The organism is Pseudoalteromonas shioyasakiensis, assembly GCF_019134595.1.
Classification (GTDB): domain Bacteria; phylum Pseudomonadota; class Gammaproteobacteria; order Enterobacterales; family Alteromonadaceae; genus Pseudoalteromonas; species Pseudoalteromonas shioyasakiensis_A.
In genome coordinates this window covers 3050461-3076696 of record NZ_CP077770.1, presented here as the reverse complement: position 1 = coordinate 3076696, position 26236 = coordinate 3050461, and the positions used below count along the sequence as shown (strand labels likewise).

Here is a 26236-nt window from a genome sequence, read left to right as displayed (position 1 = left end):
TTTATAGTGAGCATAATAATTAAACGCTTCACAATGGAGACGGTGATGAAAATAGGTGAGTTTGCCCGTCAGTTGGGTGTCTCAACAGATACGCTACGGTACTACGAAAAGCATGGTTTGTTAACGCCTAGTTCGCGTTCAGACGTGGGATATCGTTTTTATTCTGAGAATGACTATAAACAAATGGCGTTTATTCTCAGAGCAAAGAATGTTGGCTTTAGTCTGGCTGAGATCAAAGAGTTGCTGCAAATTAAGTTTCATAAAGATCAGCATTCTTGTCATGAAGTTAAAGAAATGACGTTACAAAAACGCGATCTCGTTGCACAACGAATTGCAGAGCTAACTCGCTTTTATGACTCACTTTCATTATTGGCAGATAAATGTTGTGGCGGTGAAGAACCTGCTGAAAATTGCTCAATACTAACGACGCTGGAGGATATCGATGGACTTACTCAATAATTTTTGGCATCTGTTTTTACTCTCAGCGCCTTGGTTAATGCTTGGCTTATTCATAGCGGGTCTTCTCAATGTGTATTTGCCTGCTAACTTTCTTAACCGGCATTTAGGCAAAGAAGGTTTATGGACCACAGTTAAAGCAGCCTTTATTGGGGCTCCAATGCCCTTGTGTTCATGTGGTGTGATCCCTGCGGCCATTGGTTTAAGAAGGGCGGGGGCGTCAAAAAGTGCCACCACGGCATTTTTAGTTTCAACCCCTGAAACAGGGGTCGATTCGGTTTCGGTATCTTATGTGTTACTTGGCCCATTTATGGCGGTAATACGCCCTATTGCAGCCGTGTGCAGTGCCATTGTGGCCGGTGTCTTAGTGGGCAAAGACAGTGAACTTCATCAACCGCAAAGTACACAATCAGATAAAGAAAGCACCAAAACAGACTCTTGTTGTAGCAGTAAACAGCCAGAGCCTGTGACCACATCAAGCTGTTGCAGTAAAAAGACACCTGCTAAGCTCGCAAAAAGCTGTTGTAGTAAGCAAACTCTTAAAGAGCCTGTTGAAACAACAAGTTGTTGTAGTAGTAAGGAATCGCAACCTACACAGGAGCAGCAACACAGTTGCTCAACAGAAAAAGCTGCACCTTCGCAGAAAAGCTGTTGTAGCGCTGAGCAATCAACTAAAGCCGTTGAAAGTCGTTTTAGCAAATTCAAACGCGCGGTGAGCTTTAGTTGTAACAAGCTGCTTGAAGACACCATGATTTGGCTAATGATCGGCTTATTCTTTGCTGCTCTAGTACAAACTTATGTACCAGAATCTTATTTAAGCCAGTGGGGTAATGGCATCATTGCGATGCTGGTGGTTATTTTAATCAGTATTCCTATGTATATCTGTGCGACTGCATCGACACCCATAGCGGCAGGCTTATTACTCAGCGGTGTGTCTCCGGGGGCAGTGCTAGTGTTTATGTTAGCTGGACCGGCAACCAATATTGCAACGCTTGGTGTGGTTGGAAAAGAGCTTGGCAGGCGTGCGGTATTTGCTTACTTAATAGGGGTGATTGGCACGGCGCTAGCATTTGGCTTTTTAACCGATTATTTAGTGGCGCAATATGGTTTTGTGGTGGCGCCGATGATGGGCGAAGAACACGAAGTTCTACCTCATTGGTTAAGCCTTACAGCAGGTATTGTGTTGGCAATTTTAATGCTTAGATTACTGCTAAAAATGGTATTAAAAAAGTCGTCGCAAACTGGTAAGAGCATTGCTTAATTATTTGTTATAGATATATATTTTCTACATTAATTGGCATTTAATTTGGTTAACTATCGCGTCTCGGTTCGCATTTAAAATTGTCTGAGTTATAATCCGCCAATTATTTTTAACGGCACGCTCTGCGTGCCGTTTTTTAACTTAAGTAGTTTTTAATGAGTGAGAGTGTGGATAAATACGCCGACATAAGACCTTACAATGATGATGAAGTAGCTGATTCAGTAGCGCGTTTGATTGCTGATAATGCCTTTGTAGATGTAATCGCTAAGTATAACCTACCGCGCTTTTTATCGAACTTCCCATTTATTACTCGCCCATTAGTGCGCAGCCAGCTGCGTAAAAAGTGGGGCAGCACCGCATCGGTTGAGCAAGTTCAACATGAAGTGGCTGATTATTTAAATAAGCTAATCACCCGTACCACCTCAGAAGTAACGTTTTCTGGCATCGATAAACTAGACCCAAAACAAGCCTACTTATTTATTTCGAATCACCGCGATATCGTGCTTGATCCAGCGCTGGTGAATTGGGGCTTGTTCAAGCACAACATGCCGACAGTTCGCATCGCCATTGGTGATAACTTACTGCAAATTCCGTATATCACTGAGTTAATGCGTTTAAACAAAAGCTTTATTGTAAAGCGCTCAGCGAAAGCACCGAAAGAGATGTTAAAAGCGCTGTCGCAGTTGTCTGCTTATATCTATGACTCACTTGCTGAAGGCCACTCAATTTGGATAGCGCAAAAAGAAGGCCGAGCAAAAGACGGTTTTGACCAAACAGATCCTGCTCTACTTAAAATGTTGCAGTTACAAGGTCGTAAGCAGAAAAAAGAATTTGCTGAGTACGTACGCGAATTAAAAATTGTGCCTGTGTCTATCTCTTATCAATACGAGCCATGCGCGATTGCTAAAGCGAAAGAGCTTTATCACAAACAGCAACATGGTCAGTATGTGAAACAGCAAGGTGAAGACATTGCTAGTATTGTTGAAGGTTTTAGCACAGCCAAAGGACATGTACATTTAGCGTTTGGTGAGCCAATTGAGTCGGGCTGCGAATCACCTGAAGAGCTGGCAAAAACCATTGATCAGCAAATTGTTGATTCGTTTTTCTTGCACCCAGGTAACTATATAGCGGGTGGTTGTACGCAAGCTGTGATTGACGAAAAAGATGCAGCTGCCTTTAACGAGCGACTAGCAAAAGTGCCAGAGGAGCTAAAACCTTTGGTCTTAGCCATGTATGCTAAGCCTTTTCATCGTAAAGCAGAACTTGCCACAAGCGAGTCTGAGTAAGCGATACAGTTAGTTTAAGAAGCCACTTTTTAAAGTGGCTTTTTTTATGGTTAATTTTCAGGCTATACTTTTAGTATTGTTTATTAACTGGCATTTGTGATGCAACAAATTGAAATATTTGAAATTCCAAGCCCTTGCAAAGGGATATGCCAAGTTAATAACCGAGGCTATTGTAAAGGTTGCTACCGTAGTCGCGATGAGCGCTTTTATTGGAATAAGTTTACCAATGCAGAAAAACGTAAAGTAATTAGCTTGTGCCAACAGCGCTATAAACGTTTCCTTCAGAAAAAACAGCAGGCAGAGCAGCAACAAACAAATCCTGAGCAAGGCGGTTTTGATTTTTAAAATTTACTGAGGTTGTATTTCGATTTTAAAAATTGCACCGTGCCGTTTTCATCAAGCTTTTTAAGTACTTTAGTCAGTTGCGGAATTATCGCTTTATGTCGTTTATGCACAAAATGAAAGCTCTGCATTGGCATTAAAACCTGTTTATGAAAGGCTGTTTGATCAAACCCCGGATGCTTAGTCGACAATAAAAAGTCTAGTAATATTGTTCCTTCAACACGTTTTTGCGTTAGTAAGTTAAGCTGCGCAGTGACATTTCTTACTTTGATTACATCACCATCAAATGGATTACTTTCGATATAACTCTGTGCTGCCGGGTAGCTTGACTGAATTGCTAACGATTTAAGATCTTCATATTGGCATTCTTGGCAGTTTTTCAACAGCACTAGATTAAAATCAAAAAGCGGATAGTCTACTTTTAATAAATTTGGGTAATCATCTTTAACATTAGCAATGCGGCCTAGCTGCCCATCGAGCACACCTTGGTTAGCAGCAACTAACGCATTTTGATGATTGAAATCGATAATATGTATTTCATAACCGATTTCTTTGTATGCCATTTTCATTAAATCAATAACATAGCGAGCTTGTGGCGTATCGGCAGGGCGATTAAAGATCAGTAAATTGGTGCTGGCACTACATGATAAGCAAAAAAACAGCAAAAATAAGGCAAATCCGTGACTCAGATACTTCGACAACGTGCGTTCCTTGCGTACATAAATTGCACGTTAATTTACTGATATGTGTCTCCAAAATCAAGCTTATCCACGGGCTTTTTAAGCTAATAAAAGGGATTAAAGCCTGTTAATTTTGTTATACTAGCTAAATCAAAAATTTATTGCTGAGAAAGTATGAGTTTCAATCTATGTAAATTGCCACGAGAGCAAAAATATCAAATTCAATTGGATTACGAAGCGTCTTTTTGGGCTTATCAAATAAAGCGCGGTAAAAACACCCGCGAAGGCGTTTACACTGCAATAAACAACCGTCCTATGTCTGAGCAGGCTTTTCTTAAACAGCAGTTTGAGCATTACCTTTCGTTAATGAGCTAACCATGGCTGCGTTTAGATTTTGTTTACTTGAGCCAATTAAAACGCCGTTAGTAAACAAATTTTATGATAAACACAATGCCCGCGGCCGAGCGAGCAAAGCTGACCAAGTATGGGTTGTTTACAAAGAAACAGAAATAATTGCAGCATGCCGGGTTCAGGACCAGTCAGGTCAGTTATTTTTGTCTACCCTTTATGTTGATGAAATATGGCGGGGTCAAAAGGTCGCCTCACAATTACTTGCAACTGTAACCGCCGCACAAAAAGGGACAGTTTTTACCTTCGTGTACCAAAATCTGATTGATTTTTATCTACAAAATGGGTTTAACTATGCATTAACATTACCCAATTCTTTGCAATCGTTGTTTGAGGTATATGCGCATCGAAACGTAGTTGCGATGCACTTTACGCGTGACACAGTGCCAAGTTAGCAATTTGGAACGTCAATGACTAAGTTCTTCTCCAGTATAACGTTATTTTTTATTTTAACCTGTGGCTTGTTCAGTCATTCAGCTTTTTCGCAGGTAAAACGTTTGTCAACCAGTGAAGGCTTATCGCAAAGTTATGTAAACACCATGCTTATCGATAACAGTGGCTACTTGTGGTTATCGACTGAAGGTGGCCTCAATCGCTACGATGGTTATCAGGTGGTTCATATCAAAGGTCCTAATGGTGAGCTTGAAGATGCCATCATTGACCGTATTTACCAAGATCCACAAGGCTATATCTGGATAGCTTCACTACAAGCGGGTTTATTCCGCTATGATCCCACTTCCGATACTTATCAGCAGTTTATTGCTAAACCAACTACTGAAGAGCAAATTTTTATTGAGTCGGTGTTTAGCATGGTGGCTGTTGATGACAAAACACTTTGGCTAGGGCGAGGTTGGGATTTTGCCAAATTAGACTTAGAAACGAAAAAAATTACCTCTATTTTTGAAATACCTGAGCGGGTTAAAAGCAGCGTTATTCGAGAGCTTTTCGCGTACCAAGGCTATATTTTTATGGGCACTAGTAATGGTGCTTATGTCTATGAGCTGGCATCCGGAAAAGTCCGCAAACTTGAGCATCTCCAAAATGAGCCAAGTCATATTTATCAAAATTATGTGAAATCGTTCGCTATTATCAATGAACAAACATTGCTAGTGGGCGCCGTTAGGGGCCTTTATCAGGTTGATATTAGCAATTTAAAAGCAATGTTTGATACCCCAGACATCGCCTTTAAAAATAAAACGCTGATCAGTGAATTAAATATTTGGAAGATTATTCCTGAGGCTAACTCTATTACGCTTGGCACTGATAAAGGATTATTTGAATATAACCTTGAAACGGGCGAGTTAGTTAAGAATATGCGCTTAAAGGAAAGTGGTTACACACTAGCTGACACCAGTATTATTGATATTGTGAAAGACCGCTCTGGTGGAATGTGGCTGGCAACCAAAAATGATGGTGCGTTTTATCAGTCATACGACAATTACAATTTTATCAATGTGACAGCCAACACATTAACAGGTGATGGGCTATCGCATCATTCAATTTGGAGTATCACTGAGTTTCAAAATCGGCTCTGGCTTGCCACCCATAATGGTTTAACAGCGGTTGATTTAGAAACCTACGAAAGTGAAGTGTTTTTAAAAGATTATCAGGTTGACCTGATTACTACTGAATTCAGTATTTACCAAATCATGCCCTACAAAGATAAGTTATGGCTGCATACTAATCGCGGTATTTTAAGCTTTGATCCGAAAACCGGGCAGGCCACCCCAGTCAAAGCCGCAAATCCCGAGAACCAAGTTTTAATTAACGATTGGGTGCATGGCATACTGTTGATGCCATCGGGAGATCTTTACTATGTTCACCCTGATTACGGCATGTTTGTTTATAATATTGATAGTCAAAAAGTAACCCGACTAGGTGGCAAGTTTGATGAGTTTGAGCCGTTTTTAGCCTACGGATTTTTACCTGCGTTGTCGTCAAATCCAGAAGCGCCGTTATTTTATAATGCGGGTATTCTGTATCAAGTTGATCCCGAAACTTACGAGCTGTCGACGATTTACAAAGTGCCTGAACAACATGAAAATGTTGCTGTGAATGTGATGTCTTACATCATTGATAACAACAATGTGTTGTGGTTATCGCTTTCAAACTTTGGCCTAATCGGCTTAGATGCCAGCACTTACGAGCATATTTATACCATCGATCTTGAGAAGAATAAGTTAGGTACCTTGTTATACGACATGGTACTTGATGAAGCGGGCATGATCTGGATGAGTAGTCACAAAGGACTTTGGCGACTGAACCCTAATAATCTACACTTTCAACAATTTACTGGCTCAGAAGGGTTATTCTCAACCGAGTTTAATAGCGGAGCTTTCACTAAGCTTGAGTCAGGGCAAATTGTCTATGGTACGCTAAAAGGCTTTACCTATTTTTACCCTATGGATAACCATTATCAGCAAGCTTTAATTGATCACGTAAATATTACCAACCTTGATTTAATGTCGCGCGATTTACCCGCTGAGCTAAAACAGCCTATCGATAGTGTCGTCCTTGAGCATGATGATATAGGTTTAGAAGTTGCATTTTCGGCGATGGCATTTAACTATCAAGAACGTATCATTTATGAATACCAGCTGGGTGATGGTCAAAAAACTTATACCCGTAATAACAACCGAGTGTTATTCCCAAAACTCAGTGCAGGAAAATACCATCTTAAGGTATGGGCAAAAGATCCATTAACCGGAGAGTTAACGCCGCCGGCAATTTTAAATATCGAAGTGAAATACCCACCTTGGCGTGCACCTCACTTTATTGTTTTGTATGTGATTTTGATTGCACTGTTTGTTGCTGCATGGGTGTTTAGACGTAACCGTATGCAACAAATATTGCTAGCCGCCCATAAAGAAAGTAAAGAGAGTGAAGCACGACTGAAGCTTGCCCTCGAAGGTAGTCATTCAGGGGTGTGGGATTGGTCATCGCAAAGCCCAATTATTTATCAACCACGCCTTAAAAATGAGTTAGGCTATGAAACTGACAGCGTTAATTTAGATGATTATTTAGCAAAGATTCACCCCCATGATAAGCAAACTTTCCGGTTAGAGTGGTTAGAGTTTTTATCTACGCAAAAAGGCTACTTTAATTGCACTTACAGACTGCGTCATGCCGATGGTAATTGGCGCTGGTATAAAGACTTTGGCAAAGTGGTTGAGTGGCAAGACAGCGCCCCTGAAAAAGTAGCGGGCACCTACACAAATATGACCCGTGAACTGGTATTTGAAGAAAATGCCCGCTTGTTTGGTGCAGCGTTTGAACAAACTCGCGACTGGGTGTTTATTTTAGATAAAAACCTGCGTATTCGCGCTACCAATAAGTCATTTCAAGATGCCTTTGATTTTCCTGCAGAGCCTCGCTCTAGCCGCTCGCTAACACTTGGTATGCCTATATCTACCCGTATTCATTACTTGCGCATTATGCAAAAGCTTGAATCGGGTGAGCACTTCTCTGCCGAAGATGTGGTTGAAGTTGCTGGTGGTGAAAAGCGCCAAGTATTGATAAAAATAAGTGCGGTTGAAGGTAATAATCGCCAACTTGATAGCTATGTGATTATAGTTACTGATATTAGTGCGCAAAAGCTGGCTGAAAACGAGCTGCATTTACTCGCTAATTACGATGCTTTGACAGGTCTACCAAACAAGACCTTGTTCAACGACCGAGTCGTTCACGCTATTGAACAGGCTGATTACCATCAAACAAAAGTAGCGTTATTAAACGTTAATATTAAGCGCTTTAAACACTTTAATGATTCGCTTGGGCGTGAAGAGTCTGATGAATTAATTAAGCGCGTTGCTAAGCGTTTAAAACAGGTGTTGCGTCCACAAGATAGCGTGGCACGTTTCGATGGTGACGAGTTTGTTATCCTTGCCGAAGATTTAAAACAGCTTGATGAGTTACTGCTGCTGTGTGCAAAAGTGATGGATTGTGTCGATACCCATATTGAACTGAGCCAGCAAGCTGTAAAAGTGAATCTTAGTGTTGGTGTTGCTGTTTATCCTGATGATGCAAAGGACACTAAAGCCTTATTAAAAGCCTCTAATGTGGCGCTGTACCACGCGAAAAGTCATGTCGAAGGCTGTTATCAGTTCTATAAGCAAGAAATGAACTTACAAGTACAGCGTACTTTGCATCTAGAGTCTCAGCTAAGTAAAGCTTACTTAGAACACGAGTTTTGTAATTTTTATCAGCCAATCGTGAGCGCAGAGACTCGCCAAGTGTCAGGGCTCGAAGTCTTATTACGTTGGCCGAGTAATGATGAATATAAACCAGAAGACTTTGCAAATGCTGCAGAAAGCTCAGGGCTAATTACCAAAATTATGCTCCAGACTCTATCAAGAGCATTGATTGAGCTGCGCCAATGGCGTACCACGCATCCTGATTTATATATTTCGATTAATCTCTCAGCTCTTGATTTTGAAAGCGAAAACCTGGTTGAGAAAATACATCAATCAATAAGCGCCATTAAGGTTCCTGCGAGCGCCTTAGTGTTTGAGATCACCGAATCAGTGATGATGCATGACTCAGATAAAGCGCAGCAAAGTATGGAAAAACTCAAAGCGCTAGGCTGCCGTATTTATATGGATGACTTTGGAACGGGCTATGCGTCACTGACCTACTTAAAACGTTTTCCGGTTGATGTGCTTAAAATAGATAAAAGCTTTGTTAATGACATTGGTATTGATAAAGGTGATGAAGCGATTATCAATTCAACGCTTACCCTGGCAAAAAGTTTGGGTAAAGAGTGCGTAGCCGAAGGGGTTGAAAACTGCACCCAATTGCAGTTCTTACTCTCTTTAGGCTGTGAGTATTTCCAAGGTTACCTGTTTAGCAAACCTGTGGCAGGTGACGAGGTGAAAGCGCTTTTAGATACCCAGTGGGATGATGAATTTTTAGGGTAAAGCTAAAACTTTACCCTTTTCGTTAATCTTGGCGTTTACCACAGTGGCGGCAATACAGATTGCGATTGCGGTTTTTAAGCTCGTTATGAATCGCTTTATTCGCCTCTTGCTGACTTAAACCCAGTTTATACCGTAAGTTTTCTAAGTGCTCTTCTTCAACAGGTGATAAGTGCCCATCTTCAACGGCTTCATGCACTGCATCGGTAAACACTTGTCTGCGTTTACGTAACTGCTCAGAAAAGCTTGAGGCTAACAAACCAGTTGGAATAGCCACCATGCCCATACTTACCAGTGTAATAGCACCACCAAATAAACGACCAAGGGGAGTCACAGGCACGACATCGCCATAACCAACGGTTGTTAATGTCACCATAGCCCACCACATTGCAGCAGGGATAGAGCCAAATTTATCTGGCTGTACATCGTGTTCAATTAAGTAAATACCGCATGAAGCAATGATCAGCACTACGGCCATAATAAAAAAAGCCGCAAGCAGTGAGCTGCTTTCTTCTTTGAACGAGTTCAATAGCAGCTGCATTGCCCTTGAATAGCGTGTCAGCTTGAATATACGCATTAATCTAAGCACTCGTAAAAAGCGTAAATCAACACTCACAAAGACCATCAGAATGGTGGGTAAAATCGCGATAAGATCAATCAGCGCCATGGGCGAAAAGAAATACTTAATGCGAATTTTTGAATTTGTTAGTGTACTTTCTTTATGCACGCTTTTATCAACACAGCACCAAAGCCTGAGCACATATTCTAAGGTAAATATACCGACAGAAATCAGCTCAATCATTAAAAATTCGTGATGATATTGCTTTGCTAAAGGGCCGACTGACTCCAACACAATCGCCACCACATTAATCATGATCAACGACATTAAAAACACGTCGAGAGCGCGTCCTATACGTCGATATTTACCGTTACCTTCAAAAACTCGTGCAGTGTAATTTCTTAAACGATGCAAAATAATGGTCCAGTTTTAGTTAAGTTTTAGCACCATATTAATGCTGCCCTCTTCAAAGTCACGGGTGATCTTAAACCCGAGTTTTCGTGCCAGTTCAATCATGCCGGTGTTTTCTGGCAAGGTAATACCAGCAATTTGTTTTACGCCTTGGTTTTTACAATGCTCAATCGCCGCGTTCATTAATATTGTGCCAAGTCCTAAACCTTGGCAATCAGAGCGCACCACAATTGCAAATTCCGCATCGAGCTTGTCTGGATCCATCAATACACGAGACACCCCTAATGTACAGGCTGAACCATTTTGCTCTTGGCTGACAATAAACGCCATTTCTCGGTCATAATCAATTTGCGTCATTTTCGCGAGCTGATCATGGTTAAATTGCGGTAATTCACCGAAAAAACGCTTATATCTGTCTTCTTTACTTAATGATTGATCAAACTCTAAGTGTGCTTGCTCATCTTCCGGTTTAATTGGTCTTAGCTGTGCTTGGGTATTGTTTTTAAGTGTTACTTCTTTAACCAATTCAATCGGGTAGGGGCGAATGCACAAGCGTTTACGGTTCGCTTTTGCTTTATAACGGCTAAGACCGATAGTCGCATCAAGGACCAAAAACTGCCCGTTGCTGGCTAAAATAGGGTTTAGCTCAACACTGGTAATGTCAGGTTGGTCGATAACAAGCTGCGAGATGCGGGTGAGTAGGGCGCATAAACGGTATTTATCGACTTTTTCTGGTAGCACGCGATCTTTAAGTACCCCTTTATCGTGCGCCGCAGCAATCAGGTATTTTGCCAAGTTCATATTAAGTGGCGGTAATGCCACTGCAGCTTGAGCGAATTCAAGTCCGGTGCCTGCTTCACCAAGTAAGATCACCGGGCCAAAGTTAGGCTCTGTTTTAATAGCGATTCGTAGCTCATTAGCACCGGCTCGCGGCGCCATCTTTTGCAATGAAAAGCCTTCTATATGGGCGTCAGGGTAGGTGTTTTTGATTCGTAGCAGCATGGCAAAGGCTGTTTGTTCTACTTCTTGTGCATCATTTAAATTAAGGACCACACCACCGACTTCTGATTTTGAAGGAATACTTGGGCTAATTAGTTTTAACGCTACCGGAAAGCCCAGCTCAATGGCTTGCTCTTTGGCTTCAGTTGGCGTGTAAGCAACCTCAGTTTGAATACAATCAATACCATAATGAGTGAGAATTTGGCTTGCTTCATGGGTTGATAAATAGCTTTGCTCTTCGGCTAAAAACTCATTTACGACAGTGCGCGCTGCGTCTTTATTTATTTTTGCATCATCGGTGTTTGATTCTGGCGTTTGCGTTAAATGCTTTTGGTTACGACGATAACTTACCAAGTGCATAAACGCACCAACCGCACCTTCAGGTGTACGGTAGGTCGGAATGGCATTATTAGCGCAGACCTTTCGCGCGGCATACGCGGCATCTTCACCCATAAAGTTCGTCATAACATAAGGGCGAGCCATCTTCGGGATTTTCTCTAAGGTTTCGACAATGATCTCTGCATAATCTTCACTCGGTGCAAGCGCAGAAGGGGTATGAATGATCAGCAAGTTTTTAACTTCTTTGGCTTGCAGCAAGATTTCTAAGGCTTGTTGATAGCGCCTTGGTGCTGAGTCACCAAAAATATCCACCGGATTTGAGGTCATTTCTGATTGCGGAATAACTTTATTAAGCGCTGCTCTTGTCTCGTCGCTAAGCTCTGCCAGCTTTCCTGAACTTTGCAAGAGTGTATCAACTGCCATGACTCCCGGTCCGCCGCCATTGGTTAAAATAGTCAGTTGCTCGACTTTAAGTAGTTTTGGGTGCATTGCCAGCGTTTGTGTAGCAGCAAAAAGTTCTCGTAAGTCATTTACCCTTAGCATACCCGCTCGCTGGAATAGCGCATCATAGACCGCATCAGAGCTTTGTTTGCCACCAGTGTGGATTTCTGCGGCAAGGGCACCGGCACTGGTTTTTCCGGTTTTAATGGCAATGACGGGTTTACTAAACGCAGCGGCTCGTGCTGCGGAAATAAAGTTGCGAATATCCTCTATATTATCGATATACAACAAAATAGCCTTGGTTTTTGCATCTCGGCCTAAAAAGTCGAGTAACTCATCAAAGTCGATATCAAGGCAATCACCTACAGACACAAAATATGAAAAGCCAATCTCTTTGTTCTTCGCCCAATCAAGAATCGTTGAGCAAACCGCGGCCGATTGCGACACAAAAGCGAGCTTTCCTGGGCTTGCAACTGTATGCGAAAAACTAGCATTTAAGCCAATGTGAGGAATCAGCAAGCCCAAGCAATTAGGCCCAAGTAAAGACACATTAGCCTCAGCAGCTGTTTCTTTCAGTGCGAGCTTTTGGTCGGCGTTTAAACCGGCCGCAATCACCACCGCATGTTTACAGCCAAGCTCCCCAAGCTCATTTATGATGTTGATTAAGGTGTTTTTATTAGTACAAATAACCGCAAGGTCGGGCACTTTGGGCAGTGCAGCAATGCTCGGATAGGCTAACACGCCGTGTACAGCGCTGTGATTTAAACTAACAGGCATGATTGGGCCTTTAAAGCCCCCTTGTAAAAGGTTGCGCATAACCACAAACCCCGCTCGGTTAGGAGAATTTGAGGCGCCAATGACCGCGACTGATTTAGGGTTAAAAAATTGGCTAATACGTTTAACGCTCATGCTGTTTCCTTCGCTTGCGCTGTTTGTTAAAACTTCAGGGTCTGTTAAGTTTAATACACCCAAACTAGAACCGACACGCTTCTAAAGTATTAAAAGTTATACTCATAAGATAACCTGTTTATAACTACTTTTCGAGTCAAAAACAGTGACCTACATCAAGGAGAAAAGCATGAATAAAGCGCAACCATTTAATATCGTTATTGCAGCGTGTGCATTGGCGGTTGGTTTGCTCGGATTAGGTTTTATTTTGAAAAGTGCAGCCCTTGATGTGAAAGGCATGGAGCGCACTGTTCACGTTAAAGGGTTAGCTGAAATGGAAGTGCCAGCCGACACCGTAATTTGGCCATTGCAGTTTTCTGATGCCGATAACAACCTTGAAAAATTAGTGGGGCGGGTTGAAGAGAAAAGCGATGCAGTCGTCGCCTTTTTAAAGCTACATGGTTTTAGTGATGAAGAAATCAGCCTTGGTAGTCAGTCAATTATTGATAAACAAGCCCGTGAGTATGGCGGGGAGAATCAACAGTTTCGTTATATTGCCCGTAATAATGTCATTGTTTATTCAAATGACATCGAAAAAGTGCAACATGCCTTAGGCGCAGTAAGCCAATTAGCCAAGCAAGGCATTGCGATAGTACAAGACAATTACGAAACGCGTATTCAATATTTATTTAATGGCTTAAATGAAATTAAGCCAAATATGATTCAAGAAGCAACCGAAAAAGCCCGTGAAGTGGCAATGAAATTTGCCAAAGATTCACAGTCTAAATTAGGTAAAATTAAAACTGCGCGTCAGGGGCAGTTTTCAATTTCTGATAGAGATTCAAACACACCTCAGCTGAAAAAAGTGCGTGTTGTTACCAGTGTTGAATATTATCTATCTGACTAAACCCAATACCACAGATAAAGGCAGCCGCATGCGTGTGCATACAATTACCATGCGGCAAAGCGCACCAAGCATAAAGCCGCCACTAAATGCCACAGCCACCCCCAATAAGCCAAAATGATCTTTTAACAGTACTGCCATTAAAACCGTGACACTGGTTGCGCCAAGTAATACGTACAAGTTAATAAGCGGGTTGCCTTTTAACTTGATCATACTACTGGCTAAAATTCTTGCTGGTAATAATAGCTGCCCGAGTAACAGCAGCATTAAAATCCAAAACCCTTCCTGCAATTGGCTTTCGCCATAGAGGTTGAGTAGCGGCTTTGCGAGCAGGGCAAGCAGTAAAATAGCGGCAAAGTTAAAACGCCATACCACTTTCATTAACTCGCTAAGTTGCTGCTCGGTCGTTTCATCTGCCATTAAAATGGGTTTTAAATATTGGTTGGCGGCATTGCCTAAAATAGTCAGTAAGCCAGCAATCACTACCGCAGGAAAGAAGATACTCACGCCTTGTGCACCAAACCAGTGATGCACCAGTAACACATCGAGTTTTGCTACTAATACGGTGCCTGCGCCACTGGCGAGCATGATCAAGGAGTCTTTACACCATTGCTTGGTTTGGTATCGGGCAGTACTTGCGACGATCATTTTTTTGATTAACCAATATTGATAAATGACTACGCACAAGATGCTACAAAACAACAAGATACAAATTTCGACTAAAGATAAGTCGCCACGTATCAAGTACACGAAAAAACAAAACCCAGCTGTTAGCAATTCAAAGATACACTGCTGCGTTATTAGGCCAATTTTTGGTTTATTCAAAGCCACTAAAAAAGCCGATTGGCTTTGCATAATAGCGCCAATCGGCACCAATAACAGTAAATAGACCACATGCTCTTGAGCGCTTTGGTGCGGTGAAATAGCCTGAAAGCTAATCACCACAGCAGCGACAAAAATTACCCCGAATAAACACGATGCCGCTAAATAAACATGTTTTAAGCCACGTAGTAAATCATGTTGCTGGGCCTTGTAGAGCGGATAACTAATACGCATCAAAGATGATGCAAAGCCCATACTTGCGGGTAATAACAGAATTTCACAAAGTGCGAGTAACGCCGCGAAAGTACCAAACTCATCAGTACTTAATAACCTTGCAAGGCACAAGGTAAGCACAATACGGCTACCGTGGTTAAGGGTTGTAAAACTGCTGAGCGATAAAAACGCTTTAACAACATCCTTATTCATGGAGTTATTGGTTAAGCGCGTTTAATAACTGCGCTGTTGGTACTTGCAAATAGGCCGCGCACAGTAGCACTTTGCTGTCGCTATTCGTTGGTTGATTGGCACCATAAAATTGCTTAAGGGTATTTACCAAGGCGCTGACTGCGCTAGGGCTGTGGCTTTGGTCGACTTCCATCATGGCTAATAATGCAGAGAACTCATGTTTTGCTAGCATTTGGGTTGTGCTGTTTTGCGCTATAAAGCAACCAATAGGAGTGAGCTGCTGCTTATTTAATGTTTTTAATGCTATGCCCAAGCTTTCGTTGCTTTCAAATAACATTAACGAACGCAAGTAATTAAAGGGTAGGTTATCAGCCTTACACTGCGTAAATAAGTGATGTAGTAGGGTATTGCCCTGATTGTCTGTTACACAAAAAGCACTTTGAAACTTAAGACCAGGCGTGAAAAAGTTCAGTTTATCGATATCATCAATTAAGGCTACAGCTTCACTTGGTAGCGGGCTTGCTTCGAGTAAATGCGCTGCCACATTTTGTAAAAACAAGTATTTAACTTCACTACTGCAAGCTAACTGATAGATATGCTGTAATTGCGCCGCTTGCAAAACTCCCGATAAACTTTGGTAATCGGCAATGAGTTCTTTTAACTGATGATGTTGAAGTCGGCTGTTCAATTGCTCAATCGCGCTTTGCATGGAAATTCTCGTTTTTTATTATTTATACATTTATAGCTCAACTACTTGTTTAAATAAATAAAAAAGGCCGCTGAGCGGCCTTTTTCAAGTCTTTATTGGTTAAGCTGCTTGTTTTTTAGCAACCCATTGGTCAACAAACTTTTCTAGTACATTTAATGGTACTGCACCATTTTTAAGAACTACATCGTGGAATTCACGAATATCGAATTTATCGCCTAGTTTTTCTTTAGCCGCTTCACGAAGCTCTAAAATCTTCAGCATGCCCACTTTGTATGCCGTTGCTTGTGAAGGCATTACAATGTGACGTTCAACCATTTTAACGCCATCAGACGTCGCATTTGGTGTGTTATTTACGTAGTAGTCGATACCTTCTTGACGTGTCCACTTCATTGCGTGGATACCTGTATCTACTACTAGGCGACATGCACGCCATAATTCCATCGCAAGACGACCAAAATCTGAATACGGGTCTTCGTATAAGCCCATTTCTTTTGGTACTAGCTCAGAGTATAAACCCCAGCCTTCAACATACGCTGTGTAGCCGCCAAACTTACGGAACTTAGGTACGCCTTCAAGCTCTTGCGCGATAGCAATTTGCATGTGGTGACCCGGAATACCTTCGTGGTATGCAAGTGCTTCCATTTGGTATGTTGGCATTGCTTCCATGTCGTAAAGGTTTGCGTAATAAATACCTGGGCGTGAACCATCTGGCGCAGGTTGTTGGTAGAACGCTTTACCTGCTGCTTTTTCACGGAATGCTTCAACAGCTTTAACTTTAAGGTCAGCTTTTGGCTTAACAATGAATAGCTCGTCTAGACGAGACTTCATGTTATCGATAAGCGCCGTTGCTTCATCAAGGTAACGTTGTTTACCTTCTGCTGTGTTAGGGTAGTAGAACTGCTTATCAGTTTTCATGAATTGCATGAATGCTTTAAGGTCACCTTTAAAGCCTACTTTGTCTTTAATCTCACGCATTTCATCGTGAATACGCGCGACTTCAGCTAAACCGATTGTGTGAATTTCTTTAGCAGTTAAATCAGTGGTTGTGGTACGTGCTAAGGCATTATTGTAGAACGCTTCGCCGTCAGGGAATTTCCAAGCACCATCGCGGTCATCAGCGCGTTTTTCTAACTGAGCTAAGAAGTTAATTAGCTTAGTGTAAGAAGGTTTTACAGCTGCTTTTAAGGCTTTTTCAGCGTCGCTGATAAGTGCAGACTTTTCGCTATCGGCAATCTCTAATGCATTAACTTTACGTTTAAAGTCAGCTAGTAACGTTGAGTCTTCACCGTCATTGAATGGGGCGCCGCGTAAGATATTATTGCTTGAATCAATCACGTGTGGGAAAACAAACTTAGGCGCGATAATCCCTTTATCTGCACGTACTTCAAGGTCTTTGATTAGTTGATCAATAACCGTTGTAACACCGTTTAAACGTGAGATATACGCTTTAGCATCAGATACATCGGCAATTTGATGTTGGTTGATTAAAAACGCAGGGATCATCGAGTGAACACCAAACATTTGGTTCACAGGGTAGTTGTAATGACGCCATTTGAAATCAGCAATTTCGTTTTCTAAATCTTGCTTTTTAAGGTCATAGCTTACTTTTGTTGCGTCATCTAATTGGTCGCGGTTAATTGCGTTAAGCGCAACTAGGTCAGCTTTAGTTTGTTCAAAGTCTTCTAAAACGCGCTCTTCGCTGCCATCGTCCCATTTGTCGTAATCTTTTTTGATGCCCATGTATGTTTGATAGATAGGGCTTTTCATTACATCACGGTTAAAAGTATCTTCAAAGAAGGCATTGGCTTTATCGATTTCACTTTGTACAGGTTGGCTTTGTACACTTGGTGCAGGCTTCGGTTGCTCTTGCATTTGTTGGCAGCCGCCAAGTAATGCAACACTTACCGCCGCAGCGATGAAAGTCAGTTTACGCATTATCGTTCCTTTGTAGTTGTTAGAAATTTAATTATAATTCTTAAACGAATAATTCTAGCAGGTCATTTAAAAAGCGGTGGCCTTTTTGGCTTACCTGCCAGTTATCTTTATCATCAATTAGTAAGCCTTTTGCAATTGCATCAGTCAAGGCTTGTTCCTGACCTTGCAGTGACAAACTTGTAAGCAAAGGTAAATCAGCTTTTGGGCAGGGTTCGACTAAACGAAAACGATTCATAAAGAATTCAAAAGCTAAGTCGTCTTTTGCTACTTGCCATTGTTCGTATAAATACGGTTTGGCAAGATCCATATAACCTCGTGGGTGTTTTACTTTCACGGTACGGGTGATGACTTTATTTTCATCAGTAATTTTACCATGGGCACCGCAGCCGATACCGAGATAATCGCCAAATCGCCAATAATTCAAGTTATGACGGCATTGGTAGCCGGGCTTCGCGTAGCCTGAGATCTCGTATTGCTCATAACCTGCTGCGGCTAGTAACGCTTGACCTTGTTCTTGAATATCCCAAAGGGTGTCGTCGTGAGGTAAGGTTGGTGGCTTAGAAGCAAACTGAGTATTTGGCTCAATTGTTAGTTGATACCACGAGATATGAGGTGGATTTAGGGCGATAATTTTTTCAAGGTCGCTTAAGGCGTCTTCAACAGATTGCCCAGGTAAGCCATGCATTAAATCAAGGTTAAAGCTGTTTAGCCCCGCTTGATGCGCCTGTTTAGCCGCATAACTTGCTTCATCAGCACCATGAATACGGCCAAGGGCTTTTAGTTTGTCATTTTGCATGCTTTGCACACCAATCGAAATACGATTGATGCCAGCGGCAACATATTCTTTAAAGCGACCTGTTTCGACGGTACCTGGGTTTGCCTCTAGGGTAATTTCACAGTCATCAGTTAGGCCTATTAATCTGTCAACTTCACCAAGTAGGCGAGTATATGCGTCACCAGTTAATAAGCTTGGGGTGCCGCCGCCAATAAAAATGCTGTGGATTTTACGCCCTTGCACTAAGTGCAAATCGGCCTTGAGATCATCAATAAGATGCTGAACGTATTCTTTTTCGGGGATGGTGCCTTTTTGGCCATGGCTATTAAAGTCACAGTATGGGCACTTTTGCACGCACCAAGGCACGTGCACATATAAACTTAAAGGCGGTAAACTCACAGGCCGCCTTTTTGCTGCAATTGCGCAAGTAGTTGTTTTAAAGCTTGGCCGCGATGGCTAAGGGCATTTTTTTGCTCTTTAGTTAACTGAGCGCTCGTGCATTGCTCAGACGGTACGTAAAAAACAGGATCATAGCCAAAACCACCCTGACCATCTTGGCTATAGGTGATTTCGCCTTCCCAACTGGCACTACAAATAAGTGGTGTAGGGTCGTCGGCGTGGCGCATTAATACTAACACACACCAAAAACGCGCACTGCGAACTGGGTTATCAGCAAGCTCTTTTAGTAGCTTGTCGATATTATCTTGATCGCTGGCACCCGCTCCGGCAAAGCGTGCAGAGTACACACCCGGTGCACCATTTAGGCCGTCTACTTCAAGACCTGAGTCATCAGCAATCGCAGTCAAGCCTGTGATCTTTGCTGCATGGCGCGCTTTAATAATCGCGTTTTCAACAAATGTAGTGCCTGTTTCTGGCACGTCTGGTACTTGAAAATCGCTTTGTGGAACCACGTTAATATTAAGTGGGCTGAGCATGCTTGCCAGCTCTTTTACTTTGCCAGGGTTACCGGTGGCTAAAACCAAGGTGTTGTTCATAGGTCTATTAATCTACGTAAAATTTTTGCTGAAACTTCAGTGTTTGTACTTTGCCATTTTGATTAATTTCGATATCAAAACGGTAAATTTCTTCGTTGCTGTAATCGATTTGCGCGAGGTAATAAATCGCATCGCCTTCAACAACTTCTTTAAATGTAAGCTGCTTTTTATTACCAAGCAGGTTACGTGCAGTGCCAGTTAAAGTTGCAGTCTGCGCTGTTTTATCGCTGTTTTTTAATACCGAAATATTAATAATCCCTTTGCTAGGGCTACGCTCTAAATCATAGTTTTTAGCAATGCTTGGCTGAATAAAAGTCGATGGAAATGCAATGTAATGAACTTCCCAAGGGCCAAGAACTTTGTACTGGGCGCCTGCTTGTTCATCTGCTTTGGCAAAGGTTGTAAATAAACTCAATACAATCAAAGAAAAATAAATAAATTGCTTCATGGTATATCTCACTTAACAAAAGAGGCCTTTCGGCCCCTTACTGCTTCACGTTAAACGCTTAGCCAATTAAATCCATTACTAAAAACTGTAAAAACTGTAGACCAATAATCAACACTAAGATTGATAGGTCTAGACCACCTAATGGTGGGATAACCTTACGAATTGGACGTAACATCGGCTCAGTTAGCTGGTGGAATACAGCCTCAATTGGGTTGTAGCCTTGGCTTACCCAACTTAGTAAAGCACGAATAATTAATACCCAAAACAGTAAGTTTAAGCCTTCTTTAACGACCGTAATTAACGCTTGAATAAATACCGGTCCTGGCGCCCAAGCGTTATAAAACATCAGAAAAATAACACTGAGTTTTGCTACAGCAACTAAATAAGCAAGCACTAACGAGGCAATATCAAAGCCACCCACTCCTGGGATGATTTTACGAAGTGGGTTCACTGCGAACGAAGTGGCTTTCACCACAAACTGGCTCATAGGGTTGTAAAAGTCAGCTTTTGCCGCTTGTAACCAAAAGCGTAAAAGGACCACCATTAAAAAGAGATCAAAAATAATCCCAACTAAAAAGTGCATGGCTTGCATAGTTTTACCTTCAAAAAGTAAGCTTAAAGTTCTTTTTCCATCGCTTCAGCGCGAGCAATACAGGCATCCATTGCATCTGCAACAGTGCCGACTAAACCTTGTGATTTAAGATGCTCAACAGCTTCGTGAGTCGTACCCCCTTTAGAGGTTACGTTTGCACGTAGCTGAGAAATACTGATGTCTGGTTGCGAAAGAGCCATTTCGGCAGCACCCAGTGCGGTTTGTTGCACTAAACGGCGCGCATCTTCATCACTAAAGCCAAGTGCTTTAGCTTTTTCTTCGATAGCTTCCATAAATAAGAAGAAGTAAGCTGGTGATGAACCTGTAACAGCAATGACGTCGTTGATTTGTGATTCTTGCTCAACCCAAACAACAATGCCTGTACACTCAAAGACTTGTTGTACAAACTCGTGCTCTTCAGCGGTTTCACCCGCGCCATATAGACCTGAAACACCGCGACCTAGTAATGATGGCGTATTTGGCATACAACGTACCATTTTCACATCTTGACCTAACATTTCACGTAAACGGTTTACGGTAAGGCCTGCTGCCACTGAAATAAATAGCTTGTCGCTAAAATCAACGCCTGAATCTTGGAATGATTGGCAAAGATCGCCCATCATTTGCGGTTTAACAGATAAGACAATCACATCTGCATCGCGAAGTGCCGCGTTGTTATCCGCGGTAGTTTGTACCCCGAAATCAGCAGCAACCTTAGCTAATTTTTCTTGGTTGCGATTGGTTGCAATGATGTTTTTTGCTGCAAAACCGTTCTTTACCATGCCGCCAATGATGGCGTAGCTCATGTTACCCGTGCCTATAAATGCGATTTTTTTGTCTGACATATGTCTGTTATCACCTTTTAATTTCGTTGGCCAAATATATCCGTGCCAATGCGTACCATGGTTGAACCTGCTGCAATCGCCGCTTCAACATCGTTACTCATACCCATCGACATGGTGTCTACTTGGGGATATTGGGCCTTTAGTTTATCAAAGCAAGCGCTTAATTGCTCAAAATATTGTAATTGTAGCTGGGCATCGTCGGTTTTGGCAGGAATCGCCATCACACCGCGCAGGCATAAATTAGGACATTGACTGATGAATTCAGCCAGTGCCATTAGCTCGTCTGGGTGGCAGCCTGACTTAGCCTCTTCTAAACTAATATTAACTTGAATTAAAACATTGAGCGGGGCTTTGTCGGCTGGTCGTTGCTCATTAAGACGTTTTGCAATTTTAGTGCGGTCAACGCTTTGCACCCAATCAAAATGCGTGGCTACTTGGGCACTTTTATTTGATTGAATAGGGCCGATAAAGTGCCAAACAATGTCTTTATAATCAGCCAATGCTGTGACTTTTGTTACCGCTTCTTGTACGTATGATTCGCCAAACTGGCGTTGACCATGCTTATAGGCAGCAATAATATCGTCGGCAGGTTTTGTTTTTGAAACAGCCAATAGGTTGATTGATTGCTCATCGCGGTGATTATTTTTTGCAGCTTGAGCAATTCTTGCGTAGGCGGATGTAAGTCGTTCTGCTATTGTAACCATATAATTATCAGTTGGTTGTGGAGTCATAAATGGATATTACCGAATTATTGGCCTTTAGTGTGCAACACAAAGCCTCGGATTTACACTTGTCATCAGGCGTATCACCTATGATACGTGTTGATGGTGATGTGCGTCGTATTAATATTCCAGCATTAGAACAAAAAGATGTAAATAGTCTGGTATACGATATTATGAACGATAATCAGCGTAAGGACTACGAACAAAACCTTGAAGTGGATTTTTCTTTCGAAGTACCAAACCTTGCGCGTTTTCGTGTTAACGCATTTAATTCAAACCGTGGCCCTGCGGCGGTGTTTCGTACTATCCCAAGTGATGTTTTAACGCTGGATGATTTAGGTGCGCCTGATATTTTTAAAACCATTTCCGATAATCCACGTGGTTTGGTGCTAGTCACCGGGCCAACGGGTTCTGGTAAATCAACCACATTAGCGGCGATGGTTGATTACATTAACCAAAATAAGCATCACCATATTTTAACTATCGAAGATCCAATCGAATTCGTACACGAGAATAAACTGAGCCTTATTAACCAGCGTGAAGTTCATCGTGATACACATAGCTTCTCTAATGCGCTTAGAAGCGCATTACGTGAAGATCCGGATGTAATCTTAGTGGGTGAGCTGCGTGACCTTGAAACAATTCGCTTAGCGATGACCGCGGCAGAAACAGGTCACTTGGTGTTTGGTACCTTGCATACCACATCTGCACCAAAAACCATTGACCGTATTATTGACGTATTCCCAGGTGAAGAAAAAGACATGGTACGTTCAATGTTGTCAGAATCATTACGTGCCGTAATCTCGCAAACTTTACTTAAAAAAGTGGGCGGTGGCCGAGTAGCAGCTCACGAGATTATGATAGGAATTCCTGCAATCCGAAACTTGATCCGTGAAGATAAAATTGCACAAATGTATTCATCAATTCAAACCGGTGCATCGCATGGTATGCAGACCATGGATCAATGTTTAGCAAGCTTAGTTAACTACGGTATTATTACAACCAATGATGCGCGTGCTAAAGCGCAAGATAAAACCCAGTTTGGTGGTTAACGGAGCTATTTAAAATGTCTTTACCTTTAAATCATTTTTTACAAGTTATGATCGATAAAAAAGCGTCTGACTTGTTTGTTTCTAGCCAGCTGCCAGTCAGTGCAAAAATCAACGGTGAGCTAGTGCACCTTACCGACGAAAGGCTTTCGGATGATGCTTCCCTTGCGTTAGTTGAGTCGGCTATGAATGATAAGCAACGCAAAGAGTTTCATGACACTAAAGAGTGTAACTTTGCGATTGCAACCGATGAAGGTCGTTTCCGTGTTTCTGCTTTTTGGCAGCGTGACAGAGCCGGTATGGTTATTCGCCGTATCGTGACGCAAATCCCAGATGTAAACGAATTAGGTTTACCATCAACGTTAACCGATGTGATCATGGCAAAACGTGGTTTAGTACTATTTGTAGGTGGTACAGGTACCGGTAAATCGACCTCGCTCGCTGCGCTTTTAGGTTATCGCAACCGCAATCAACGTGGTCATATTCTTACCATTGAAGATCCTATCGAATTTGTTCATGAACATCGTAAAAGTATTATCACTCAACGTGAAGTTGGTTTAGATACTGAAAGCTTTGAATCTGCGCTGAAAAGCTCGTTACGTCAAGCACCTGATGTGATCTTAATTGGTGAGATCCGTTCACAAGAAACCATGGAATACGCACTCAGCTTCGCTGAAACTGGTCACTTGTGTGTGGCGACACTGCATGCGAATAACGCTAACCAAGCCATTGACCGTATCATGCACTTAGTGCCGAAAGAAAAGCACGATAAGTTAAAGTACGACCTAGCACTTAACCTTCGTGCCATTGTCGCGCAGCAGTTGGTGCCAACTGCCGATGGGGAAGGGCGTGTTGCTGCTATCGAAATTTTGCTTAATTCACCTATGGTGGCAGAACTCATCAAGCGTGGTGACATTGGCTCTATCAAAGAAACCATGGCTAAATCGAAAGAAATGGGCATGCAGACCTTTGACCAAGCGTTATTTGAGCTTTATAAACAGCGCCGTATTAACTACGCTGATGCGCTACACCATGCTGACTCGCCAAATGACTTGCGCTTAATGATTAAGCTGCAAAACAATGAACAAAGTGGTGCGGGCTTCTTACAAGGCGTGACTATCGATGGCCTTGATGGAAAGAGCGACAAATAAATGCGATTGCGAGTAAATTTAATCGGTTGGTTATTTTTATTGCTGAGTACCTTTCAGGTATATGGCAATGATAATAAAAGCGTGGTTATTTTTATTCGCGATGATGTTTATGACGATTACAGTCGTTTTTTGAATGGCCGTAAACCACTTGAAGTTAAAGACTTCAGCGGTGCTTACATACGCCGTGATGTAGTCGATATGATTATCGCTCAACAAGCATTGAGTTTAGGCGGTTTTACTAAGCCATTTCGCTACCATAAAGGCAATGTTAATTACCGCAATACTAAGCTGTTAGAAGATGGCCAGCTCCTATTAAGCTTCGATAGTGTCTGGTCTGTTGATGCAAAACAGCTTATTGATTCGGTATATATTTCAGACCCGGTTATTCGAAATGGTGAGTATTTCGCGGGCATATTTACTTCACCAAACAATAAAAAAGTGCAGCAAGTAAAACAGCTTGATGACTTTAAACTATTAACCGCAGTGTCAACGCCACGATGGCAAACTGATTGGCAAACGTTATCTGCTCTACCACTAAAAGAACTGCTCAGAGAAGATGAGTGGCTTGGGCAAGTTCGCACTGTATCGATGCAGTGGGTTGATTTTATGATGATGCCCTTAATGCCTAGCCTCAATAATCGCTATAGCTTAGAAAACATTGAACTGGTTGCAGTGCCAAATCTTGTACTTCAGCTCAATGATAGCCGTCATTTTATTATTTCGAAGAATCACCCCGATGGCAAAGCGGCTTTTGTTGCAATTCAAAAAGGGCTTGCGCAGCTTCGTAAAACAGGCGCAATTGAAAAAGCCTACCGAGAGGCAGGCTTTATTCCAGATTTAAAAGATTATACGGTGATTAATAAAGCGCTTTAGTCGCCATAAAACTGCTCAAAAAAGCTTTCTAAGATGATCACCGCTGACATGTTATCAACATTACCTTTACCAAGGTTTCGGTAGCCACCTTGATCAAACAAGCGTGCTTTGGCATCTGCCGTTGTTAATCGTTCGTCCTGCGTTTCAACCGGTATAGCAAAGTGGTTGTGTAAGCGGTTTGCGAACTTCTTAGCTTTAAAGGTAACTTCTTGATTGGTGCCATCCATATTAAGCGGTAAACCAACCACCATTAAATCTGGTTGCCACTCGTCAACTTGTTTTTTAATCAGTTGCCAATCAGGAATACCATCTTTCGCTTTTACAGCTTGTAAGCTTGATGCTGTTCCTGTGAGTTCCTGACCAATGGCAATGCCAATACTTTTGGTGCCAAAGTCAAAACCCATTACGGTGCGTTCACCGAGTGCCTTAAACGTTCGTTTTGTCATAGTCTTAAAATTTATAAAGTTAGGCGTGGCCAGCTTCAGAGCTTAGTTGCCCGATATCAAAACCCAGCATAGAAACGGCTTTTTCCCAACGTTTTTCAACGGGGGTATTAAAGATGATCTCAGGATCTGCTTTGATAATTAACCATGAATTCTCTAGCAGTTCTTGCTCTAGTTGTCCTTGATCCCAGCCTGCATAACCCAGAGTGATAATAAATTGTTCAGGTGCTTCACTCGTGGTTAAGCTTGCTAACACATCTTTTGAAGTGGTGATCATAATATCACTACTAAGTTTTTGGCTCGCTGCATAACCTGGTTTTGGTGAGTGCAAAACAAAACCTCGATCGGTTTTTACAGGCCCGCCTGCATACACAGCTAAACCTGCAGCTTGCTTGCTTTTGTCGTTATCAATTTCGATTTTATCGAGTAGCTCGCCCACGGTGATATTGATAGGCTGGTTAATTACCAAGCCCATCGCACCCTCTTGGTTGTGCTCACAAATGTAAGTGACAGCACGCTTAAAAAAAGGGTCTTGCATGCTCGGCATTGCGATTAAGAAATGATTCTCTAATGACTGCATAGGTC

General features: G+C 42.1%; 25 protein-coding genes. 11 read left to right on the top strand and 14 right to left on the bottom strand.

Annotation, left to right across the window (positions count from 1 at the left end; all coding sequences use genetic code 11):
* Positions 1 to 45 precede the first annotated feature (45 nt).
* The 4 genes from zntR to KQP93_RS14270 all read left to right on the top strand — a co-directional run bounded on the left by zntR (position 46) and on the right by KQP93_RS14270 (position 3348).
* Positions 46 to 459, top strand: a complete 414-nt coding sequence (gene zntR / locus KQP93_RS14285) for a Zn(2+)-responsive transcriptional regulator (protein ID WP_082874003.1) — start codon at positions 46 to 48, stop codon at positions 457 to 459.
* A complete protein-coding gene (locus KQP93_RS14280; RefSeq protein WP_217874956.1) occupies positions 443 to 1717 on the top strand; it encodes an SO_0444 family Cu/Zn efflux transporter in 1275 nt (424 codons plus the stop codon). The genes zntR and KQP93_RS14280 overlap by 17 nt, the downstream gene beginning before the upstream one ends.
* A gap of 155 nt (positions 1718 to 1872) precedes the next feature.
* Positions 1873 to 3003, top strand: a complete 1131-nt coding sequence (locus tag KQP93_RS14275) for a 1-acyl-sn-glycerol-3-phosphate acyltransferase (protein WP_217874955.1) — start codon at positions 1873 to 1875, stop codon at positions 3001 to 3003.
* A gap of 99 nt (positions 3004 to 3102) precedes the next feature.
* On the top strand, positions 3103 to 3348 hold the full coding sequence (locus KQP93_RS14270; protein WP_055021180.1) for a DUF1289 domain-containing protein: 246 nt from the start codon (positions 3103 to 3105) through the stop codon (positions 3346 to 3348).
* On the opposite strand, the gene KQP93_RS14265 is transcribed toward KQP93_RS14270, so the two are convergent.
* Positions 3345 to 4046, bottom strand: coding sequence for a transporter substrate-binding domain-containing protein (locus KQP93_RS14265; protein ID WP_254907679.1), 702 nt, complete (start codon positions 4044 to 4046; stop codon positions 3345 to 3347). The two genes, KQP93_RS14270 and KQP93_RS14265, sit on opposite strands and share 4 nt — an antisense overlap.
* A gap of 153 nt (positions 4047 to 4199) precedes the next feature.
* On the opposite strand from KQP93_RS14265, the gene KQP93_RS14260 reads away from it, so the two are divergent.
* The 3 genes from KQP93_RS14260 to KQP93_RS14250 are packed head-to-tail and all read left to right on the top strand — an operon-like array spanning position 4200 to position 9349.
* The gene (locus tag KQP93_RS14260) at positions 4200 to 4400 is read left to right on the top strand and encodes a DUF3283 family protein (RefSeq protein WP_036966037.1); all 201 of its coding nucleotides are present in this window, start codon (positions 4200 to 4202) and stop codon (positions 4398 to 4400) included.
* A gap of 2 nt (positions 4401 to 4402) precedes the next feature.
* The gene (locus tag KQP93_RS14255) at positions 4403 to 4828 is read left to right on the top strand and encodes a GNAT family N-acetyltransferase (RefSeq protein WP_217874954.1); all 426 of its coding nucleotides are present in this window, start codon (positions 4403 to 4405) and stop codon (positions 4826 to 4828) included.
* 15 nt (positions 4829 to 4843) lie between these two features.
* Positions 4844 to 9349, top strand: coding sequence for an EAL domain-containing protein (locus KQP93_RS14250; RefSeq protein ID WP_217874953.1), 4506 nt, complete (start codon positions 4844 to 4846; stop codon positions 9347 to 9349).
* Between the two features lie 22 nt (positions 9350 to 9371).
* On the opposite strand, the gene KQP93_RS14245 is transcribed toward KQP93_RS14250, so the two are convergent.
* Both KQP93_RS14245 and KQP93_RS14240 read right to left on the bottom strand, forming a co-directional pair.
* Positions 9372 to 10325 carry an ion transporter gene (locus tag KQP93_RS14245; RefSeq protein ID WP_054562751.1) on the bottom strand — a complete coding sequence of 318 codons (954 nt, stop codon included), beginning with the start codon at positions 10323 to 10325 and terminating at the stop codon, positions 9372 to 9374.
* Positions 10326 to 10334: 9 nt separating this feature from the next.
* Entirely contained in the window at positions 10335 to 13004 is a 2670-nt protein-coding gene (locus KQP93_RS14240) for a bifunctional acetate--CoA ligase family protein/GNAT family N-acetyltransferase (RefSeq protein WP_217874952.1), read from the bottom strand.
* 169 nt (positions 13005 to 13173) lie between these two features.
* Here KQP93_RS14240 and KQP93_RS14235 point away from each other — a divergent pair, with 169 nt between their 5' ends.
* Complete coding sequence (locus KQP93_RS14235) at positions 13174 to 13890, top strand: SIMPL domain-containing protein (RefSeq protein ID WP_054562750.1); 717 nt, start codon at positions 13174 to 13176, stop codon at positions 13888 to 13890.
* Here KQP93_RS14235 and KQP93_RS14230 read toward each other — a convergent pair.
* The 9 genes from KQP93_RS14230 to KQP93_RS14190 form a co-directional block, all read right to left on the bottom strand.
* Positions 13879 to 15135, bottom strand: a complete 1257-nt coding sequence (locus KQP93_RS14230) for a lipopolysaccharide biosynthesis protein (protein ID WP_217874951.1) — start codon at positions 15133 to 15135, stop codon at positions 13879 to 13881. The two genes, KQP93_RS14235 and KQP93_RS14230, sit on opposite strands and share 12 nt — an antisense overlap.
* Before the next feature lie 4 nt (positions 15136 to 15139).
* Entirely contained in the window at positions 15140 to 15823 is a 684-nt protein-coding gene (locus KQP93_RS14225) for a hypothetical protein (protein WP_217874950.1), read from the bottom strand.
* Positions 15824 to 15922: 99 nt separating this feature from the next.
* On the bottom strand, positions 15923 to 17758 hold the full coding sequence (locus KQP93_RS14220) for a DUF885 domain-containing protein (RefSeq protein WP_217874949.1): 1836 nt from the start codon (positions 17756 to 17758) through the stop codon (positions 15923 to 15925).
* 40 nt (positions 17759 to 17798) lie between these two features.
* On the bottom strand, positions 17799 to 18932 hold the full coding sequence (hemW, locus tag KQP93_RS14215) for a radical SAM family heme chaperone HemW (RefSeq protein ID WP_217874948.1): 1134 nt from the start codon (positions 18930 to 18932) through the stop codon (positions 17799 to 17801).
* A complete protein-coding gene (locus KQP93_RS14210) occupies positions 18929 to 19528 on the bottom strand; it encodes an XTP/dITP diphosphatase (RefSeq protein WP_217874947.1) in 600 nt (199 codons plus the stop codon). Before KQP93_RS14210 ends, hemW begins: the two co-directional genes overlap by 4 nt.
* A gap of 7 nt (positions 19529 to 19535) precedes the next feature.
* The gene (locus tag KQP93_RS14205; RefSeq protein WP_217874946.1) at positions 19536 to 19976 is read right to left on the bottom strand and encodes a DUF4426 domain-containing protein; all 441 of its coding nucleotides are present in this window, start codon (positions 19974 to 19976) and stop codon (positions 19536 to 19538) included.
* A 58-nt stretch (positions 19977 to 20034) separates the two neighbouring features.
* On the bottom strand, positions 20035 to 20568 hold the full coding sequence (locus tag KQP93_RS14200; RefSeq protein WP_054562743.1) for a YggT family protein: 534 nt from the start codon (positions 20566 to 20568) through the stop codon (positions 20035 to 20037).
* Between the two features lie 23 nt (positions 20569 to 20591).
* Complete coding sequence (gene proC, locus KQP93_RS14195) at positions 20592 to 21413, bottom strand: pyrroline-5-carboxylate reductase (protein ID WP_217874945.1); 822 nt, start codon at positions 21411 to 21413, stop codon at positions 20592 to 20594.
* Between the two features lie 17 nt (positions 21414 to 21430).
* A complete protein-coding gene (locus KQP93_RS14190; RefSeq protein WP_217874944.1) occupies positions 21431 to 22144 on the bottom strand; it encodes a YggS family pyridoxal phosphate-dependent enzyme in 714 nt (237 codons plus the stop codon).
* A 2-nt stretch (positions 22145 to 22146) separates the two neighbouring features.
* On the opposite strand from KQP93_RS14190, the gene KQP93_RS14185 reads away from it, so the two are divergent.
* From KQP93_RS14185 to KQP93_RS14175, 3 genes are read left to right on the top strand one after another with little or no spacing between them, the layout of a single operon-like run.
* Positions 22147 to 23187: a type IV pilus twitching motility protein PilT gene (locus KQP93_RS14185; RefSeq protein ID WP_217874943.1), complete on the top strand. Its 1041-nt coding sequence runs from the start codon at positions 22147 to 22149 to the stop codon at positions 23185 to 23187.
* A gap of 14 nt (positions 23188 to 23201) precedes the next feature.
* On the top strand, positions 23202 to 24335 hold the full coding sequence (locus KQP93_RS14180; RefSeq protein WP_217874942.1) for a PilT/PilU family type 4a pilus ATPase: 1134 nt from the start codon (positions 23202 to 23204) through the stop codon (positions 24333 to 24335).
* Positions 24336 to 25208, top strand: a complete 873-nt coding sequence (locus KQP93_RS14175) for a hypothetical protein (protein ID WP_254907678.1) — start codon at positions 24336 to 24338, stop codon at positions 25206 to 25208. It abuts the gene before it with no gap.
* On the opposite strand, the gene ruvX is transcribed toward KQP93_RS14175, so the two are convergent.
* Positions 25205 to 25654 (bottom strand): Holliday junction resolvase RuvX, encoded by a 450-nt coding sequence (gene ruvX / locus KQP93_RS14170; RefSeq protein WP_217874941.1) that lies wholly within the window; start codon positions 25652 to 25654, stop codon positions 25205 to 25207. The two genes, KQP93_RS14175 and ruvX, sit on opposite strands and share 4 nt — an antisense overlap.
* A 19-nt stretch (positions 25655 to 25673) precedes the next feature.
* Entirely contained in the window at positions 25674 to 26231 is a 558-nt protein-coding gene (locus KQP93_RS14165) for a YqgE/AlgH family protein (RefSeq protein ID WP_217874940.1), read from the bottom strand.
* Between the last annotated feature and the right edge of the window lie 5 nt (positions 26232 to 26236).

What these genes read in the sequence shown, in the direction of transcription:
- zntR (WP_082874003.1), top strand. Translation starts at nt 46, where the DNA reads ATGAAAATAGGTGAGTTTGCCCGTCAGTTGGGTGTCTCAACAGATACG.
- KQP93_RS14280 (WP_217874956.1), top strand. Translation starts at nt 443, where the DNA reads ATGGACTTACTCAATAATTTTTGGCATCTGTTTTTACTCTCAGCGCCT.
- KQP93_RS14275 (WP_217874955.1), top strand. Translation starts at nt 1,873, where the DNA reads ATGAGTGAGAGTGTGGATAAATACGCCGACATAAGACCTTACAATGAT.
- KQP93_RS14270 (WP_055021180.1), top strand. Translation starts at nt 3,103, where the DNA reads ATGCAACAAATTGAAATATTTGAAATTCCAAGCCCTTGCAAAGGGATA.
- KQP93_RS14260 (WP_036966037.1), top strand. Translation starts at nt 4,200, where the DNA reads ATGAGTTTCAATCTATGTAAATTGCCACGAGAGCAAAAATATCAAATT.
- KQP93_RS14255 (WP_217874954.1), top strand. Translation starts at nt 4,403, where the DNA reads ATGGCTGCGTTTAGATTTTGTTTACTTGAGCCAATTAAAACGCCGTTA.
- KQP93_RS14250 (WP_217874953.1), top strand. Translation starts at nt 4,844, where the DNA reads ATGACTAAGTTCTTCTCCAGTATAACGTTATTTTTTATTTTAACCTGT.
- KQP93_RS14240 (WP_217874952.1), bottom strand. Translation starts at nt 13,004, where the DNA reads ATGAGCGTTAAACGTATTAGCCAATTTTTTAACCCTAAATCAGTCGCG.
- KQP93_RS14235 (WP_054562750.1), top strand. Translation starts at nt 13,174, where the DNA reads ATGAATAAAGCGCAACCATTTAATATCGTTATTGCAGCGTGTGCATTG.
- KQP93_RS14230 (WP_217874951.1), bottom strand. Translation starts at nt 15,135, where the DNA reads ATGAATAAGGATGTTGTTAAAGCGTTTTTATCGCTCAGCAGTTTTACA.
- KQP93_RS14225 (WP_217874950.1), bottom strand. Translation starts at nt 15,823, where the DNA reads ATGCAAAGCGCGATTGAGCAATTGAACAGCCGACTTCAACATCATCAG.
- KQP93_RS14220 (WP_217874949.1), bottom strand. Translation starts at nt 17,758, where the DNA reads ATGCGTAAACTGACTTTCATCGCTGCGGCGGTAAGTGTTGCATTACTT.
- KQP93_RS14210 (WP_217874947.1), bottom strand. Translation starts at nt 19,528, where the DNA reads ATGAACAACACCTTGGTTTTAGCCACCGGTAACCCTGGCAAAGTAAAA.
- KQP93_RS14205 (WP_217874946.1), bottom strand. Translation starts at nt 19,976, where the DNA reads ATGAAGCAATTTATTTATTTTTCTTTGATTGTATTGAGTTTATTTACA.
- KQP93_RS14200 (WP_054562743.1), bottom strand. Translation starts at nt 20,568, where the DNA reads ATGCAAGCCATGCACTTTTTAGTTGGGATTATTTTTGATCTCTTTTTA.
- proC (WP_217874945.1), bottom strand. Translation starts at nt 21,413, where the DNA reads ATGTCAGACAAAAAAATCGCATTTATAGGCACGGGTAACATGAGCTAC.
- KQP93_RS14190 (WP_217874944.1), bottom strand. Translation starts at nt 22,144, where the DNA reads ATGACTCCACAACCAACTGATAATTATATGGTTACAATAGCAGAACGA.
- KQP93_RS14185 (WP_217874943.1), top strand. Translation starts at nt 22,147, where the DNA reads ATGGATATTACCGAATTATTGGCCTTTAGTGTGCAACACAAAGCCTCG.
- KQP93_RS14180 (WP_217874942.1), top strand. Translation starts at nt 23,202, where the DNA reads ATGTCTTTACCTTTAAATCATTTTTTACAAGTTATGATCGATAAAAAA.
- KQP93_RS14175 (WP_254907678.1), top strand. Translation starts at nt 24,336, where the DNA reads ATGCGATTGCGAGTAAATTTAATCGGTTGGTTATTTTTATTGCTGAGT.
- ruvX (WP_217874941.1), bottom strand. Translation starts at nt 25,654, where the DNA reads ATGACAAAACGAACGTTTAAGGCACTCGGTGAACGCACCGTAATGGGT.
- KQP93_RS14165 (WP_217874940.1), bottom strand. Translation starts at nt 26,231, where the DNA reads ATGCAGTCATTAGAGAATCATTTCTTAATCGCAATGCCGAGCATGCAA.